Genomic DNA, 17,424 nt, shown 5'->3' with positions numbered 1-17,424 from the left:
ATGGAATTGCATCTCGAATTTCTGCGCCCACTGTGGTTTTTGGCTATCCTCCCGGTGGTCTGGCTGCTGTGGCGCGCCTGGCGTCTGAGCGACCCCAAAGGCCAGTGGCAAAGGGTCATCGCCCCCCCATTCCAACGCCTGCTGCTTGGCGACGATAGCCACGCGCAAGGGCTGAGCGGACGCCGCCTGGCAGTCATCGGCCTGGCGGCCCTGTGGATAATGGCGATTGTCGCCCTGGCGGGTCCGAGCCTCAAATCGGTCAAACTGCCGGCGCAGAAAAGCCAGCAGGGCACGGTGATTGTGCTCGACCTGTCGTTGTCGATGCTGGCCGACGACCTCAAACCCAACCGTCTGAGCCGGGTGCGCTTCAAACTGCTCGACCTGCTCAAAGCCCATCCCGAACAAGCTTTCGGCATGGTCGCCTACTCCGGGACTGCGCATACCATCGCGCCGATTTCCGAAGACAACCAGACCCTGCTGGCGCTGGTGCCCACGCTGACGCCGCTGATGATGCCGAGTTACGGTTCCGATCCCTTGGCGGCCTTTGAACAGGCCGGTCGACTGCTGCAAGGCGCACATATCACCCAAGGCCACCTGATCTGGGTCACCGACGATTTGGAAGCGGTTCAAAGCGATGAACTCGCCAACTGGCTCAAACAAAGCGGTTATACCCTCAGCATCCTCGCGGTGGGCACGCCGCAGGGCGGCGCGGTTAATCTGCCCAACTACGGACTGCTGAAAAACGATCAGGGCGCGATTGTCTTGCCTGCCCTGCCCTATGAAACCCTGCGCCAGTTCAGTCTGCATAGCGGCGCGGCGCTGACGCCGCTGACCGTTGACGACAGCGATTTGCAAAGCCTGCTACCCGGCCTGCTCGGTTCTGCGCTGGCCGAAAGCGAAACCAATAAACCGCAAGAAAAGGCGGTACTACACCCGCTGGATGACGGCAGTGCCATTCTGCTCGCTCTGTTGCTGCCGTTTGCGCTCGCCTTCCGCCGCGGCTGGCTGCTCACAATCACACTGCTGCTGACACTGCCGCTGGGTGCATTCTACTCGCCGCCGAGTTTTGCCGACTACAAGCTCTCCGACTTGGCCGATGTCTTCCAGACGCCCGACCAGCAGGGCTACAAAGCGTGGCAGAAAAAGGATTACGCCGCCGCCGAGGCGCTGTTTGAAAACAGCCAGTGGAAAGGCAGCGCGTTATATGAGAACGGCAAATACAAAGAGGCGGCCGAGCAGTTCAAAAAAGACCCGAGCGCCAGCGGCCTCTATAATCTCGGCAACGCGCTGGCACAGCAAGGAAAGCTCATGGAGGCCAAGCAGGCCTACGAAAAAGCCTTGCAGCGTCAGCCGGAGATGGCGGATGCCAAAGCCAATCTGGACCTCATCAATCGCCTGCTGGAACAGCAACAATCGTCCTCAGAGAACAATGCCAATCCTTCTGCTGAAAAGCAGCCCAATGCAATGCAAGATGCGATGCAAAATGCCACGCCAAAACCAGAAAATGCGGCTCAAAATTCGCCAAAAAATGGCGAAACAGCACCTTCAACTGAATCAGAAAAGCAACAGAATGCAGGCAGCGAATTGCAAAATAAAACTCAACAGGCCGGGTCGGACAAGGATGACAACCCTCAAACCGCAGATAAAAACCAACCGTCTCCATCGGCAGATCAGGATAAAGATAAAGGCAAAGATACCAACAGCGCCCAGGCAACGGCCACCAACCAGAAATCGGACGACAAGCCCGTTGGCGATCAGGCAAACAGTGAAGTGATGCCCTCCGCACCTACGCAGCAGGGCAAGGCGCTGGCCGAACAGAAGCAGGCCACGCAAAACTGGCTGCAGCAGATCCCCGACGAACCGGGCTTGTTCCTCAAACGCAAATTCCAGTATCAGTTTGACAATGCCGCGCGTACGCCGTCACAAGCGCAGAACTCGGCGAATAGCCGAGAAACGAAGAACTCGGCGAACAGCCGAGAAACCAATCCAACCCAGGCCGGAAAAAAGATATGGTAAGCAACCCCTTTTCCCAATCCCTAAAATGGCTTTTGAGCGCGCTGGCACTGCTGCTCAGCCAAAGCGTATGGGCCAACAGCGTCACCGTGCAGACCGACCGCCAGCAGGTGGAGATGGGCGATATCGTCACCCTGACCATCGACGCCGATTTCCAGAGCCGTCTGGGCCAGCCCGATCTGAGCGCGCTGCAGGACCAGTTCGAACTGCTCGGCAGCCAACGCAGCAGCAATATCCAGATCGTCAACGGCGACTTCCAGACCAGCACGCGCTGGCTGGTGCAACTGTTGCCCAAGCAGGCCGGCGAGTTGATGATCCCGCCGATCGACATCGACGGCGTTAAAAGCCAGGCCTATCAACTGAGCGTCAAACCGCTGGCCTCGCCGCTGCAACAAGGCGCCCTGCCGCCGTTTTTCCTCAAGGCCGAGGTCAGCACCCCCGAACCCTATGTGCAGCAGCAGGTGCTCTATACGCTGCGTTTCTACTATCAAGGGCGCTATGTGGACGGCGCCATCCGTCCGCCGCAATTCGACAACGCGCTGGTGCAACTCCTTCAGGACGGCGAAGTCTTCAACAAACAGATTCAAGGCCAGTCTTACACCGTCTACGAGTGGATTTATGCGCTCTACCCGCAAAAAAGCGGCGATTTAAATGTGACCACGCCGAGTTTCAACGGCCGCATCCAGTATCAGGGGCGCCTCAAGCAGATACAGGAAAACGCCAATGCCCTGACCCTCAAGGTGAAACCGGTCGCCGCCGACTTCACCCGGCAAGCGCACAATGCTTGGCTGCCGGCGCAACGCCTGGCGCTCAAGCAGGAATGGAATCTGCCCGCTGAAATCCATGTGGGTGACAGTCTGACGCAAACCCTGACCCTGCAGGCCGACGGCCTGATGGCGAGCCAACTGCCGACGCTGGATTTTAGCATCGGCGAGGATTTCAAAGTCTATCCCGACCAGCCGACCACCGATCAGAAAATCAGCACCAGCGGCATTATGGGCGCCAAACAGCTAAAACGCGCCTTGATTCCAACCCAAGCGGGCGAATTGCACATCCCGGCGCAAACCTTCCATTGGTGGAATACTCAAAGCGACCGGCTGGAAAGCATTACGCTGCAAGCCAAAACCCTGACGGTTTTACCGGCCAAAAACAGCGCCACCACACTGACGCCGCAGGCCGCCAATCCATTGGCTGCGGCAACTCAGCCGACCGTGCCTGACACATCAGCCGACCGGGGATTGTGGCCGTGGCTAAGCGCCGTGTTTGCCGCTTTGTGGCTGCTGACGCTGGGGCTTTGGTGGCAAGCGCGCAGACAGGGACAAACGCTCAAGGAAGCGCAACAACACAGCGCGCAAACATCGGCCGAAAAAACTCAACAGGCCGGGTCGGACATGGCTACGCTTTGCGCGCTGCCGCCGCAAGCGCTCTATGCGGAACTCAAGCGCTGGCTGCAGCGGCAACATCGCATCAACGCTTTCAGTGAACTGCAAGATAACGAATTGCTTGGCGCGATACGCCGTCTGGAAGCGCATCTCTACCATGCGCAGGATTGGAGCGAAACAGACCGGACAGAGTTGTGCGAAGCGCTGAAAGCCTTTGGTTCAGCCCGGCAAACGACAACCAAAAGCCATTTGAAACCGCTATACGAAAACGGCGCCTGAAAAGCGCCGTTTGCAAAAAAACCGAATGCGATTACTGCCCGAAATGGCGTTCGGCGATTTTCTGCACTTCGGGATAATTAGTCTTACCCGTACCCAGCACCGGCACGGCTTCGACCAGAATCACGGTTTTGGGCACCATGATTTCGGCCACCTGCTGCGCTTTGGCGGCCTCCACCACGGTACTGCGGCTCAGATTGACATCATCCGTCACCAGCACCAACTGCTCGCCTTTGCGGGCATCCGGCACCGCCACCACCACATGGTGCCCTTCCGGACTGGCCTTGTTCAGATAGGCCTCCACCGCCGTCAATGAGACCATTTCGCCGGCAATCTTGGCAAAACGTTTGGCACGGCCCTTGATCCACACGAAATTGTCCTCATCCACCTCAACGATATCGCCGGTATCATGCCAGCCGTCCGTCGGCGGCACCAATACGCCCGGATTATCGGGCAGCAGATAACCGAGCATCACATTCGGCCCTCTGACCAGCAGGCGGCCGCCCTTTTCGATGCCGGGCACCGCTTGCAACTGGTATTCCAAACCGGGAATCAGCTGACCCGCCGAACCGTTCTTGAACGCCAGCGGGATGTTCACCGAAATCACCGGGCTGGTTTCGGTGACGCCGTAACCCTCGTAAATCGGTACATGGAACTTGTCGGCATAGAGCTGGCGCGTTTCCGGACGCAGACGCTCCGCCCCGGCGACCATCGCGCGGATGCTGTAGAAATCGTAAGGGTCGGCCTTGCGCGCATAGCCGCTGAAGAAGGTATCGGTACCGAAAATAAAACGCGCATTGGTCTGATAGACCATTTCCGGCACCACCGCATAATGCAGCGGCGAGGGATACAAAAACACCCGCGCGCCTTTCAAAATCGGCCACAACATTCCGGCCGTCAGACCGAAACTGTGGAACGTCGGCAGGGCGTTGAAGAGACGCTCGCCGGGCAGCAGCGTCAACATGGCGCTGATCTGTTCGATATTGCTGACGATATTCTGATGCGACAGCACCACGCCCTTGGGCACCCCTTCCGAGCCGGAGGTGAACAACACCACCGCCTCATCCTGCTGCTGGCGGTTATAACCCGGCAAGGCGCGTTTATTGCGCAGCAAACCGCGCAGTTTTTGACCTAGACCGATTTCGGCGCGCACCGTTTCCAGGGTGATAAAACGCACGCCGCTGGCCGTCAGCGCCTCAACAACAGGCTGCAAATTGAATGCCTCGATAAACTTCTGCGAGGTGATGATGGTTTTGAGCTGCGCGGTCTGGCAGGCGGATTGCATGGCGTGCAGACCGGCGGTGAAATTCATCATCGCCGGCACATAACCAAACGCCTGCAGGGCAAAAAAGCTCGCCGGCATGCCCGCCACATTCGGCAGCATCAGCCCCACACGCTGTTCGTCGCCCAGATGGCGTTGCAGCGCCTGCCCCAAGACCGCTGAAGCGGTGGTCAGTTTTTTCAGACTCAGCGTCTGGTCGTTGATATCTTCAACGCACACCGCTTTGGCTTCATAGTTGCAGCGCGCCTGCAGCAAAGCCGCATAAAGACTGCGCGCCTGCACCGAACCGTGGAAACTCATATCGCGCATCAGCGTGAAAATCTGCTGTTTCAGCGCGTGATGGCGGAAATGGCCTTTGAGATACGCCGGCGGATTGATGTGCTGCGCCGGCAGAATCGTCAGGGTGATTTTGGGGAACCAGAACTGTTTGGTAAACGCATGAAAACGGCCGTTCAGATAGGAGAAACGGCTGCGCTCCGCCCCGCTGATAAACACCGGCAGAATCGCCGCCTGCGTCTTGTCGGCCACCATCGCCGTGCCTTCGTAGACCTTCATCAACCCGCCGGTGGTGGTGATGCGCCCTTCGGGGAAAATCATGCACTGTTTGCCCTGCTTAAGCTCAGCGATCATGTGCTTGGCGGCATAGGGGCTGTGCAGATCCACGGTGAAGAATTTGCCGAAAAACAGCACCAGCTTGCCGTACCATTTCTTGGCGTGGTTCATGCCCACCATAAAGGTGGTTTCACCGGGTACGAAAAGATCGATCAGAGGGCCGTCCAACAATGAAACGTGGTTGGCGACAATCAGCAAGGGCCGCTCGGATTGATCGACCGCATGGTAATGCTCCAATCCCCTGACTTCAACCCGATAACAGAGCTTAAACAGCCCTTTTGCCAATGTTTTAAACAACCACTTCATTGTGACACCTCACACTAATCATTCTTCTTGCTTATTGTTATAGAACCAAACGGCCACAGCCACATTCAGAACCGCCACGGCCAGCAGCATGGCCGGCAGATCCAGGCCGACCATAAAACCCGCCATAAACGCCAGCGAGGATAATACCATCAGCAGCGCGTTAAGAATATTGTTAACCGCCACCATGCGCGCCCGCGCATGAGCCTCGGTACGCTGCTGCAATTGGGTATACAGCGGCACGATATAGAGCCCGCCGACCACGGCCAGCAGGGCCATAAACAGCAAAGCCAGGTTTTGCGGCCAGAGCAGCAGATAGTCCTGCAAGGTCAGCAAGCTCGATGTCGATAGCAACATCTGCTGGATACTGTCCGCGCTCCAGACGCTCAACGCCAGCAAAACGGACATCAACAGCAACAGCACCGTATGCCAGCGCAGCGTCACGCCGTGCTTGAACCACCAGCCGGCCAAACCGGCCCCCACCGCGATACCGACCGAAAAGGCCGTCAAAAACGCCACCACCACGTCCTCGTTGGCGTGCAGCTGGTATTTCACCAATGTCGGAATCTGGCTCAACAGTACCGCACCGATAAACCAGAACCAGGAGATCGCCAGCACCGCAAACAGCGCGGCCGGATAAGTGCGGCTGGAGGCGATAATCTCTCGCGTGCTGCGCCACAGGTTTTTGTCGATGCGGAGGCTGGCTTGCTGCTGCAGCGTCATCGGCACGCCGAAACTGATGAAATAACCCAACACCGCAACCAAGAGCACGCCGGCCGCCACCCACTGCACGCCTTGTTCGGCGGTGACCGTCAGTCCACCGACAATCGTGCCCAACAAGATGGCGATAAAGGTCGAGCCGCTGAACCAGCCGTTACCGCGCAACAGCTGGGCGTCATCCAGCATCTCCGGCAAAATGGCGTACTTGATCGGCCCGAAAAAAGCCGATTGCGCACCCATCAGAAACAGCGTCAGATAGAGCAGTTCCAGACTGCTGTTAAGCAGCGCCACGGCACCGCCGAGCATAATGAGGATTTCCGCCAGTTTGATCTTGCGGATCAGCAGCGTCTTTGGATAGTGGTCGGCGATCTGCCCGGCAAGTGACGAAAACAGAAAAAACGGCAAAATGAACAGGCCGGCTGCCAGAGTGATATACAGACCGGTCTGTTCATGGGTTTGACTGAGTTGGAAAGCGATGAGAATAATCATCGCGTTTTTGAAAAGATTGTCGTTGAAGGCGCCGAGAAACTGCACCGCAAACAGCGCCATAAAGCCTTTAGAGGAAAGCGCGGAAGGTTTTGAATGCAAAGCAGAATCGGCCATAATTCATCACGTTAAATCAAGATGACGCTAGTATAGCGCTTTATGCTTACTTTCTGCCTGTTTGAGTGAATTGCTCCCCTGAATCCGCTCAAATCTTAATGTATTTCCACCCCGTACTCAGACGTTGCGCCACCGCATCAATCGCCGGTTGTTCGTGCCTGACCTGCGGCAACATCTGCAAGGTTTGGCCTTTTTCCATGGCGCGCTCCAACGCGCGTTTGCAGGCATACAGGGTCAGATTATCATACTTGCTTAACAGCCCTTCCAGCTCCTGACGGTTGGGATTATTGACATCAAACAGGGTCACGCCCTGATAGTTGGAAATAAAATCCACCTTGACGTGCGAGCCGCCCTCCTGCAAAAGGCGCTCCACCTCCTGCAACGCCAGCGCCTGTTTGGCATGGTCGTCGGAGTCCAGATGGATCAGGTATTTACCCTCGGCAACCTGCTGCTGCGTCATAGGCAATAAAGTCGTACCGTTCAGATACACCTGCAGGCTGCCCGCGCCCAAAAACGCCCCCAAAACCAAAGAGGCCGCCACCGTTTTGGGCAGTGACCAGACCCGTGACGGTTTGGCGCTTTGGCGCACTTTTTCGGGCACAGCGATATCCTGATACATCTCCTTGACCTGGGCTTTCAAGGCACGCAGCTGTGCGATTTCCTGCTCCAATTCGGGCTGCAGTTGCATGGCCAATTCGATTTCCAGACACTCTTCGCGGCTCAACTGGCCGTCAACATAGGCATGAAGCTGATAACTTTCAAATACCTTAGCCATTATTTTCTCCGTAGCGACACAACGTTGGGTTGGTTAACGTCGTGATGTTGCAATAAGGTTCTCAAACGCTCCCGACCCCGCGCAATCCGGCTCATGACCGTACCGATCGGCGTGGCGGTGATCTCGGCAATTTCCTGATAACTGAACCCCTGTAAATCCGCAAGGGTAATCGCTTCGCGCTGCGCAAAAGGCAGTTTGGCGATGGCGTCGTAAAATTGCTCGGCGGTCTGTTTTTTAATCAATTCGGTTTCGCTGCAATCGACCACCAGATGATCGTCGATTTCGGCTTCGTCCGCCCACTCCCAGCGGCGATTGAAACGCATATTGTCAAGAAACTGATTATGCATGATCTTGGTCAGCCATGCATCCAAATGCTCCAAACTGTTTAAATCCTTGCGGCTTTCTATGGCTTTTAGCAGAGTTTCCTGCACCAAATCCTCCGCCATGAACGATTGATGGCACCAGGCAAATGCCAAGCGATACAAACGCCGGTATTTGCTTTCAAGTGCCTGATTAAACTGGCGTCGCTCCTTCGATTCACAGAACAGATCGACAAGCTTGCTGGAAAAATTCATGACTGTTTCATCACCTATTAAAAATTCGCCTTTTTTCGATACTAACTGCATTTTCACGGTGCGTGCAAATTTTTTATAAATATTAATAAGTTATGAAATAAGGTGGTTTAGTGGACAAATAAAAATTACTGTTTTAAAAAAAAGGAATAAAACACGGGGGCCATTCGTTTAAAGGGGTAAGCGCGCTCAATTCGATTACACAAACGGAGTTTTACACCATGCTAACAAAACAAACACAACGGCTTTTTGCGTTGCTAATCGGTTTGGTTTTGGCACTGCCTGTTTTTGCCGCACAGACAGAAGCGCCGCTACCCGACACTTTCGCCGCGCACAAAGTGGTTTTACAAATCAGTGACAAAGACCCTTCAAAACAGAATCTGGTGCTCAATGTGGCTCAAAACATACAGCGCTACTATGGCGTTGAAAACGTCGATATCGAAGTCGTTGCCTTCGGTCCCGGGGTTCGGCTGATGCTGGAAGGCAACGAGAACATCAAGCGCATGAAATCCTTAATGGCCAGCGGTGTACGTTTCAGCGCCTGTGACAACACCCTGCAAAACTTTGCCAAACAGCTCGGCCATGAATTGAAAGTCAGTGAAGGCGTGACAATCGTTCCTGCCGGCGCGGGACGCATTCTGCAGCTCAATGCCGCCGGCTGGCAAATCCTCCAACCGTAACGAGGGAAAAACATGCTGACATTATCAAACATTTCTAAAACGGTGCTAATCGCTATGTTCACCATTCTGCCGATCACCCATGCCCAGGCCAATGAGTATTACGGCAAGCAAAAGGTGGTGTATCACATCAACTTCGACGATGCCAAACAGCAGTCTTCGGCGCTGCGAAACATCCAAAACCACATTAATGCGGTCGAACCGGATAATCTGGATTTGCGCGTGGTATTGCACGGTAACGGCCTGAGTCTGCTGGTTAAACCGGAAGCGCTGGCGCACCTGCCCAAGTTCAATCACGCCAATGCCACAACCGAAATGCGCCAGAAAATCGATCAGCTCAAACTGCAGGGCGTGCAATTTGAGGTCTGCTCCAACACGCTCAAAGGCAAAAACGTCAATTACAGCCAGGATCTCTACGATGTCGAGGACAAACACATCGTACCCAGCGGCGTGGCGGAACTCGCCCGCCTACAACAGCAAGGGTTTACCTATATCAGACCCTAACCTTATTTGACGAAAATAACGTCAATCTAAGACCTAAATCATCATTAGAACAACAGATTCCCGTCAAAAAGATGGGAAGGAGATACTCATGCAAAAAAACTATACGACTGTTAAAAAATCGGCGCTGTTAATCGCCCTGGCCGGCGCCCTGACTGCTCCGACCGCCCAAGCCGCCAACTGGCTTATGCTTCAGGGAACAGAGAAACCCAATGAGGCACCGGCTGCCAAACTGTGGGGATTCGCCCAGATTGATTATCAGCAAACGGATGATACCAAACTGCCCACCCTTACAGGTGGGGCGGCGGGTCTATCGGGCACATCGGCGGCGTTTAACCAGATGGCGCCGCAGTTAAATACCTCATCCGGATTCAATATCAAGCGTGCGCGTATCGGTGTGCGCGGCGCCAATTTCCCACTGGATAAGGACGTCAACTATTTCCTGATGGCGGAATTCGGCAATAACGGCATTACCACCGGCGGCGGCACGCAAGGCCAATTGGTCGACGCCAGCGTGACAATCAACAAAATCGACGGCGCACGCGTCCGTGTCGGTCTGTTCAAAACACCGGGTTCGGAAGAATCCTTTAAAGGGATTCCGGTCTTCAACTATGTCAATTTCACCAATGGTACCGACCGCCTGTTGATCGAGAAATCGGTCGATAATTCCGCCGCGGTGGCCGCCCTTCCTGATGGTGTTCCCGCAGGAGCCAGACAGGCAGACACCCTCTACGGCGAAAGAACCGCAGCAGCATTTGCGGCTCGCGATACCGGTATCCAGGTTTTCGATACCTTTAAACACAATGACTGGGAATATAGCTATGCCGTCATGTACGGCAACGGTAATGGTCTGGCGTTGACGGACAACGACAAACATAAGGATTTGTATCTGTATGGTTCTGCCGAAAAAGTCTTCGATAATTCAGACGGGCCGCGCCGACACAGCCTGAAAATGTACGCCTGGTCGCAATCGGGCAAACGCACCGTAGACAATACAGCATACAAACGCGACCGCGCCGGTGTGGGGATGACCTATTTTGACGGTAAATACCGCGCCGCCGCAGAATATTTCACCGCTGACGGGATGATCTGGGGCGGACCGGTAGGCGGTGCAACCAATACGCCTTTATCGGTGTTTACCGATCAAACCGCAGACGCTTACCAGCTGGATTTCGGTTACCGCGTTAAACCCAATATCGAGTTGAACGTGCGTTACGACGTGTTGAACAGTGCGACTAAAAAAGATGCCAATACCGGCACGGCGATTGATAAAAAACGCGTCTTTACCACCACCACACTGGGTGCGCAGTATTTCTTTAACAAGAAAACGTCGGCACGAATTAACTACGAAATTCGTGATTTGACCGCACCGACGGCGCTGGCAGGTTCAAACCCCACCAAAGTCGTTGACGCTATAGATAACCGTTTATCCGCTCAAGTAATGATGGTGTTCTAAGGAGAGTACTCAAGGGGATTGAAAGGATTTGATCCCTTATGCGTTTTAAGTGTGACTTTCTTTTGTTGCCAGGCAGCTTACCCTGCCTATTGCCCTTGGCGATTCTTCCAAGGGCTTTTTTGTTTTCAGGCGTTTAAAAACTGAACAGGCCGGGTATGACAACACACCCGGCCTGTTCACTTTCCTAAAATTTCAAATTTTGGAAATTACGCCGCAATCCCGCTGTGACGCAACAGCGCATCAATCTCTGGTTCGCGGCCTCTAAAGGCTTTGAACAGCACCATCGGATCGATCGATCCGCCCGCCGCCAGAATGGTATTTTTGAATTTGGCGCCGGTTTCCGAGTTCAAAATTCCCGTTTCTTCAAACAGGCTGAACGCATCGGCAGACAACACTTCCGCCCACTTGTAGCTGAAATACCCCGCCGCATAACCACCGGCGAAAATATGGCTGAAACTGTGCAGCATACGGCTGTATTCCGGCGGCTGCACCACGGCGACTTCGTCGCGGATGCGTTTGGCCAGCTGCAGAATGTCTTCCGTCTCTTCCGGGTTATAGAAGCTATGCAGCTCAAAATCCATCAACGCAAACTCCAGCTGGCGCACCATCATCATCGCCGACTGGAAGCCGCGGCTGGCTTTCAACGCGGCAAACAGATCGTCAGGTAAGGGCTCACCCGTTTCAATATGCGCCGACATCAGATCCAAGCCCTCACGCTCCCAGCAGAAGTTCTCCATAAACTGCGATGGCAATTCCACCGCATCCCACGGCACGCCGCTGATACCCGAAATATCCAGATGCTCCATCTGTGTCAACAGGTGGTGAATGCCGTGCCCGAACTCATGGAACAGGGTGGTGACCTCGTCATGCGTCAGACACGCCGGCTTGTCGCCCACCGGCGGAGTGAAATTGCACACCAGATACGCCACCGGTTTTTGCAATTCGCCACCGCTGTGTTTCCAGCGGCTCACCGCCGAATCCATCCAGGCACCGCCGCGTTTGTTCTCGCGCGCGTACAGATCCAGATAGAACTGACCAATCACCGCACCGGCTTCATCCACCAACTCAAAGAAGCGCACATCCTGATGCCAGACCGGCACGTCCTGCTTCTCCCGCAGCGTCACGCCAAACAGCGTCTGGGTGATTTTGAACAGGCCGGCTAACACGCCTTCCACCGGGAAATACGGGCGCAAGGCTTCCTGCGACAGTGACAAACTGGCGTTTTTAAGCTTTTCGGACGCATAGGTCACATCCCACGGCTGCAGCTCATCAATGCCCAGCTCGGCTTTGGCAAAGGCTTTCAGATTATCCAACTCACGCTGTGCCTGCGGCTTGGATTTTTTGCCCAGATCGCGCAAAAAGCCCAGCACCTGTTCGGTGCTCTCGGCCATTTTGGTGGCGAGCGAATAATCGGCATACTGTTTGAAACCCAACAGATTGGCCAACTGGTGGCGCAATTGACGAATCTGCTCGATTATCTGCGAATTATCAAACGAGGTGTCTTTGGCCTGATCCGATGCGCGTGTGCCAAAGGCGCGGTAGACCTCGGCGCGCAATTCGCGGTTGTTCGCATGGGTCATCACCGCCAGATAGGACGGGAAATCCAAGGTCACCAGATACCCTTCCAAGCCTTTTTGCTGTGCCAGTTGCTGCAGCAAACCCAACGCACTCTCCGGCAGACCGGCCAATTCTGTTGCATCGGTGATCGGCTTGTTCCACGCCTGGGTGGATTTCAATACATTATTACCAAACTGGCTGGTCAGCTGCGACAGCTGCTGTTTGATCTGCTGATACTGTTTTTGTTGCGCCTCGGGCAAATCGATGCCGGACAGACGGAAATTGCGCAGCGCGTTTTCAATCACCTTTTTCTGCGCCAGTGAATAATCGGCAAAGGCCGCGCTGTCGGCAATCGCATTGAACTTCTCGAACAAGCCTTTGTTCTGCCCGACTTCGGTGTGATACGCGGTGATTTTTTGCAGGCAATTGGTGTAAGCCGCATGCCATTCATCGCTGTTCTTGACCGAATCCAGATGGCCGATAGGCCCCCAGACACGTTCCATGCGGTTGTCGATGATTTCCAACGGTTCAATGAAGTTTTCCCAGGTTGGCGTTTCCGTCATCGCTACCAAACGCGCGATCTCGGCGCGGTTATCTGCCAGCAACTGTTCCACTGCGGGTTCAATATGTTCCACGTGAAACAGTTCAAATCGTGGCAAATCGCTAATATCCAACAACGGGTTTGAGGAAGTAATCTGTGTCATAACGCATCTTTTAATAGAATTGGATTGGGCACATTATAACGCATACCGCCTTGATGGCAGCGCCTTGCCGGCAGGTTTGGTAAACTAATCATCCATTATTGAACGCAGGGATCAGCGCATGGCCACCTTTCAAAAAGAGATCACCCTTAACGCTTCGCAACGCGGCACCTTTAATATCACCGAGGCGATTCAGAACATCGTCAGCGAATCGGGCATCCAAACCGGTTTATGCCATGTGTTTATTCAACACACCTCGGCTTCGTTGATCATTACCGAAAACGCCGACCCGACGGTGCGCCAGGATATTGAATACTGGATGTCAAAAACGGTGACCGACGGCGATCAGAACTATCGCCATAACTATGAGGGGGATGATGATATGTCGGCGCATATCCGCTGCCTGATTACCGATATGAGCCACACCTTGCCGGTGACCCGCGGACGTTTGAATCTGGGCACCTGGCAAGGGTTGTTTCTGTACGAACACCGCACCGGGCGCTTCAACCGCAATCTGGTGGTCACCGTGCAGGGCGATTAAAAACCTCGGGTATCCATATTTTGTGATTGATAAGTTGATGATGATTAAAATCACGAAGAACACGAAGTTTTTCTAAGTAATTGATATGTCTTCTTAATGCATTTTATTGATTTGAAATGTTTTTTAAACAGCTTTAAAACGCAAAAATAACACCAAAACTGATTAACGTAGAAAGTCTTCGTGCTCTTCGTGTACTTTGTGGTTCAATAAATCAATCAAAAATGCGGTTACCCAAAATCGCCGTTACTTGAGTTGATACCCCAGATTGCGCATACATTCGTCGTAGGGGATGAGTCTTTGACCTTGCATCTGTCCTTCGCCCTGGCCGGTTGCCATGGCGCGGCAATAAGCTTGGTCCTGAATAAACTGCTGCTCGCTCTGCCCTTCTTTATTGGCAAAATGGTGTGAAGAACACGCCGCCAAAAACAGCGCCGAAAAACTCAACAGGCCACCCCCTAAAACGAAATGACTAAACAACCGCTTTGTGTGGTTTTGCATTTTTAATCCTTTTTAAACGTAAATTCCATTATTAATAATATGGGATTAACAAAATCCTTAAATAAAACCTCTTTACACAGTTTTAACGATCAAACCCTAAACGGTGCATTACCGCACAGCCGTTAAACGCTTTAAGGCCACTTTAAACGCGCCGTTTTTTTCGCGGCTTAGCAAAAAATTATTTGGTGACCGGAGCCTGATCTTCCGCCAACTGCAAACGGGCGATGCGTTTGGAGAGGGTGTGCAACTGTTTAAAACCGTCCACCAACTGCATTTCATAACGGAACACCTTCAAGCGTTCTTCGTTGGGTTGAAAACGTTTTACCTGATGCGCCAGAGCTTCCTGAATCAGATGGTCAATGGTGGGTTTGATGGCAATGACTGCCATTGCGGTTTCGGAGTTGTGTTGATGAATGCTTTGCAAGGCATTGTCCAACGCCTTGCCTACTTCGCTGGTGAGCTGGCCCACCAGATTCAACATGGTTTCCGAGGGCTTAATCCCCTCTTCAATCATCTCGTGCAATACCAATAACAGATGCGATTGCACTACCTCCACCAACGATTCGAGATTGTTCACGACATTCATCAACTTCATGTACTCTTTCTGCTCGTCGGCGGTTAAGGCCCCCTGCCCCAACTGTCCCATATAACTGACGATTTGCCCCTGATAGGCACGCAAGCGTCTAATCACCAGATCTTCGCGCGTCAATTTATCAAGATTGGGAGAGGCGATCATCGACACAACCCGTTTGTAAAACAGCCCCAATTGTTTTTGGAAATGTTCCAACTCCAAATTGACGGCGTGCATGGCCAAGGACGGCGTCATGATCAGCGTCTTATCCAGAAACTCCGCTTTGAATTCACCCACGCCTTTTTCTTCGGGCAATACCGGTACCAGACGGTTGACCAACCACAAAAACAGCGGGATAAACGGCAAAAAAACCAATAAGGCGATCAACGTCATAAAGGTGTTGGCGTTGGCGATTTCCCGCGGCGTATTGGCCGCCAGATCGAGCATCGAGCCGTTCTGCAGCGCATCGTGCGCTGAAATCCAGACGGCCAACTGCGCCAATTCGGGTATGAATGGCAACCACAACAATACCGCCATCACATTGAAAAAAACGTGTATCAGCGCGGTGCGCAATGCCTCGCGCGACTTGCCGATTGTCGCCAGCAACGCGGTCACGGTGGTGCCGATATGCGCCCCCATCGCCAGCGCAATCCCCGCCGGCAATGTCAGGAAACCGTTACCCGCCATGACAATCACAATGGCGATAGTGGCGGAAGAAGATTGAATCAACGCCGTGAAAATCAGGCCGGCAAGAATGCCGTACAACGGGTGTTGCATCTCCTGCATCAGCAGCAGAAAAGGTTCATAGCTGCGCAGCGGTGCCATACCGTCGCCCATCAAATTCATGCCGTAGAAGACCAGCCCCAGACCCATAATCAATTCGCCCACCGCGACTTTTTTGCGCAACTGCGCGGTGAACTGGATGAGAAAACCCAGCGCCACCATGACCAGCGCAAAGGAGGTCACTTTGAACGCCACAATCTGCGCCGTGACGGTGGTACCCAGGTTGGCGCCCATAATCACGCCCGCCGCCTGCCCGGCCGTCATCAACCCGGCGGATACAAATCCCACCACCAGCACACTGGTGACCGACGAGGATTGGATGACCGCCGTCACCCCGGCGCCCGTTAAAGCGGCGGTAACGCGGTTGGTGGTCAGCGTGGTCAAAAGATTGCGCATCTGGTCGCCGGCCACCACCAGCAGCCCTTTGATGAGTTTTTCCAGACCGTACAGAAACAAGGCCAGGCCGCCGAACAGCTGCATCAGCATCACAAACCAGTCAAGTTGCACCTCAGCGGCCGTATCAGCCTGAGCCTGACCCGTAAAAAATCCCAGCAACAGCATAAAACCGACAAAATATAACGCGCGCGCAGAACCCAACTGTTTAAGGATAAAAACATTCATCCAATCCACCTTGCAAATACTCATTGGCACATTTCACCATCATAAACCAATCACCCTGCGCGCCCTAGAAATTCATAAAACCAGCTCGCCGCCGGCTATAAATAAAGCTGATAAAACAACTTAATGTTCTAATTTATAATTTATATTATGTTTTACTAATATATTCGTATAAATTACTATAGCTTAATAATTTAATACCATCCTAAAAGGAAAAATGATGAAAAAACAAATTCTTGTCTCCCTGTTTGCTGCAGCGGTTTCATTCTCATCCGTGACCGCTTTTGCGGCCGAAGCACCAAAAGACCCCAAGAAACACACCCCACAAGGGCTTTATATTGACGCCAAAGAAACTATCGAGCTGATGAAAAAAGACCCTAAAGTCATTCTGGTTGACGTGCGCACCCCGGAAGAGTGGCAGTTTGTAGGCTACACAGAAGCGGCGCAAATTATGATTCCGTCGGTCATTTTCAAATACGATGGCATGGATGAGAAAAAACCACGCTATCGTTCGGTCAATAACGACAACTTCGTTTCAGAACTGGAATCCAAAGCGGCTGATTTGGGTGCCGATGAAAACAGCACCTACGTTATTATGTGCCGTTCGGGTGCGACCCGCGCGCAACCTGCCGCTAAAATGATGTGGCAATACGGTTACAAAAACGTCTACATCATGACTGACGGTTTTGAAGGTTCAAAAACTAAAGAAGGCGACAAAAAAGGTTTCCGTCTGGTTAACGGTTGGAAGAACTCCGGCGCGCCTTGGACATACAACATCGACGCTAAAAAAGCTTATTTCTATAAATAAGCGTCTTTATTACCGCGTTTAAAATCAAAAACCGCCATTCCTGTAAGGTTTTGAAGTGACCCCAAAAACTTGGACATTTTAGTTAAGCGGTACCCAAGGCCTGATTTCGATACTCTATCGGACTCAGGCCTTTGAGTTTCTGCTTGATGCGTTTGTGATTATAGTACTCAATATA

15 protein-coding genes are annotated in these 17,424 nt (G+C 53.2%); 7 read left to right on the top strand and 8 right to left on the bottom strand.

The features are described from left to right. Together HZ297_RS09850 and HZ297_RS09845 are read left to right on the top strand one after the other, a co-directional pair. A complete protein-coding gene (locus tag HZ297_RS09850) occupies positions 1-2,016 on the top strand; it encodes a VWA domain-containing protein (RefSeq protein WP_178863299.1) in 2,016 nt (671 codons plus the stop codon). Continuing rightward, complete coding sequence (locus tag HZ297_RS09845) at positions 2,010-3,674, top strand: BatD family protein (protein ID WP_178863297.1); 1,665 nt, start codon at positions 2,010-2,012, stop codon at positions 3,672-3,674. The genes HZ297_RS09850 and HZ297_RS09845 overlap by 7 nt, the downstream gene beginning before the upstream one ends. Before the next feature lie 31 nt (positions 3,675-3,705). Here the strand turns inward: HZ297_RS09845 and HZ297_RS09840 are convergent, their stop codons facing one another. The 4 genes from HZ297_RS09840 to HZ297_RS09825 form a co-directional block, all read right to left on the bottom strand. Then, a complete protein-coding gene (locus HZ297_RS09840) occupies positions 3,706-5,871 on the bottom strand; it encodes an AMP-binding protein (RefSeq protein WP_178863296.1) in 2,166 nt (721 codons plus the stop codon). 18 nt (positions 5,872-5,889) lie between these two features. Further along, complete coding sequence (locus HZ297_RS09835; RefSeq protein ID WP_178863295.1) at positions 5,890-7,191, bottom strand: MFS transporter; 1,302 nt, start codon at positions 7,189-7,191, stop codon at positions 5,890-5,892. A gap of 88 nt (positions 7,192-7,279) precedes the next feature. Continuing rightward, the gene (locus tag HZ297_RS09830) at positions 7,280-7,966 is read right to left on the bottom strand and encodes a hypothetical protein (RefSeq protein ID WP_178863294.1); all 687 of its coding nucleotides are present in this window, start codon (positions 7,964-7,966) and stop codon (positions 7,280-7,282) included. Further along, positions 7,966-8,541 (bottom strand): RNA polymerase sigma factor, encoded by a 576-nt coding sequence (locus tag HZ297_RS09825; RefSeq protein ID WP_178863293.1) that lies wholly within the window; start codon positions 8,539-8,541, stop codon positions 7,966-7,968. The genes HZ297_RS09830 and HZ297_RS09825 overlap by 1 nt, the downstream gene beginning before the upstream one ends. A 218-nt stretch (positions 8,542-8,759) precedes the next feature. On the opposite strand from HZ297_RS09825, the gene HZ297_RS09820 reads away from it, so the two are divergent. The 3 genes from HZ297_RS09820 to HZ297_RS09810 all read left to right on the top strand — a co-directional run bounded on the left by HZ297_RS09820 (position 8,760) and on the right by HZ297_RS09810 (position 11,172). Then, positions 8,760-9,218 carry a DsrE family protein gene (locus HZ297_RS09820; RefSeq protein ID WP_178863292.1) on the top strand — a complete coding sequence of 153 codons (459 nt, stop codon included), beginning with the start codon at positions 8,760-8,762 and terminating at the stop codon, positions 9,216-9,218. 12 nt (positions 9,219-9,230) lie between these two features. Beyond that, entirely contained in the window at positions 9,231-9,719 is a 489-nt protein-coding gene (locus tag HZ297_RS09815; protein WP_178863291.1) for a DsrE family protein, read from the top strand. Between the two features lie 88 nt (positions 9,720-9,807). Continuing rightward, on the top strand, positions 9,808-11,172 hold the full coding sequence (locus tag HZ297_RS09810) for a porin (RefSeq protein WP_178863290.1): 1,365 nt from the start codon (positions 9,808-9,810) through the stop codon (positions 11,170-11,172). A gap of 206 nt (positions 11,173-11,378) precedes the next feature. Here HZ297_RS09810 and prlC read toward each other — a convergent pair whose 3' ends face one another. Then, positions 11,379-13,433 carry an oligopeptidase A gene (prlC, locus tag HZ297_RS09805; RefSeq protein ID WP_178863288.1) on the bottom strand — a complete coding sequence of 685 codons (2,055 nt, stop codon included), beginning with the start codon at positions 13,431-13,433 and terminating at the stop codon, positions 11,379-11,381. A 118-nt stretch (positions 13,434-13,551) separates the two neighbouring features. On the opposite strand from prlC, the gene HZ297_RS09800 reads away from it, so the two are divergent. After that, positions 13,552-13,971, top strand: a complete 420-nt coding sequence (locus HZ297_RS09800) for a secondary thiamine-phosphate synthase enzyme YjbQ (RefSeq protein ID WP_178863287.1) — start codon at positions 13,552-13,554, stop codon at positions 13,969-13,971. A gap of 243 nt (positions 13,972-14,214) precedes the next feature. Here HZ297_RS09800 and HZ297_RS09795 read toward each other — a convergent pair whose 3' ends face one another. Beyond that, positions 14,215-14,469 (bottom strand): hypothetical protein, encoded by a 255-nt coding sequence (locus HZ297_RS09795; RefSeq protein WP_178863286.1) that lies wholly within the window; start codon positions 14,467-14,469, stop codon positions 14,215-14,217. A 178-nt stretch (positions 14,470-14,647) separates the two neighbouring features. Beyond that, on the bottom strand, positions 14,648-16,444 hold the full coding sequence (locus tag HZ297_RS09790; RefSeq protein WP_246261881.1) for a Na/Pi cotransporter family protein: 1,797 nt from the start codon (positions 16,442-16,444) through the stop codon (positions 14,648-14,650). A gap of 217 nt (positions 16,445-16,661) precedes the next feature. Here HZ297_RS09790 and HZ297_RS09785 point away from each other — a divergent pair, with 217 nt between their 5' ends. After that, positions 16,662-17,249 carry a rhodanese-like domain-containing protein gene (locus tag HZ297_RS09785; RefSeq protein WP_178863285.1) on the top strand — a complete coding sequence of 196 codons (588 nt, stop codon included), beginning with the start codon at positions 16,662-16,664 and terminating at the stop codon, positions 17,247-17,249. Between the two features lie 82 nt (positions 17,250-17,331). Here the strand turns inward: HZ297_RS09785 and HZ297_RS09780 are convergent. Then, positions 17,332-17,424: IS3 family transposase (locus HZ297_RS09780; RefSeq protein ID WP_178862052.1), on the bottom strand; the 93-nt coding region annotated here is incomplete at its 5' end.

Origin of the sequence: Thiomicrorhabdus cannonii, from assembly GCF_013391695.1 — a bacterium.
Taxonomy (GTDB): Bacteria; Pseudomonadota; Gammaproteobacteria; order Thiomicrospirales; family Thiomicrospiraceae; genus Thiomicrorhabdus; species Thiomicrorhabdus cannonii.
Note: the sequence above shows the minus strand (reverse complement) of the source record. Positions and strands in the feature narration are given on the sequence as shown.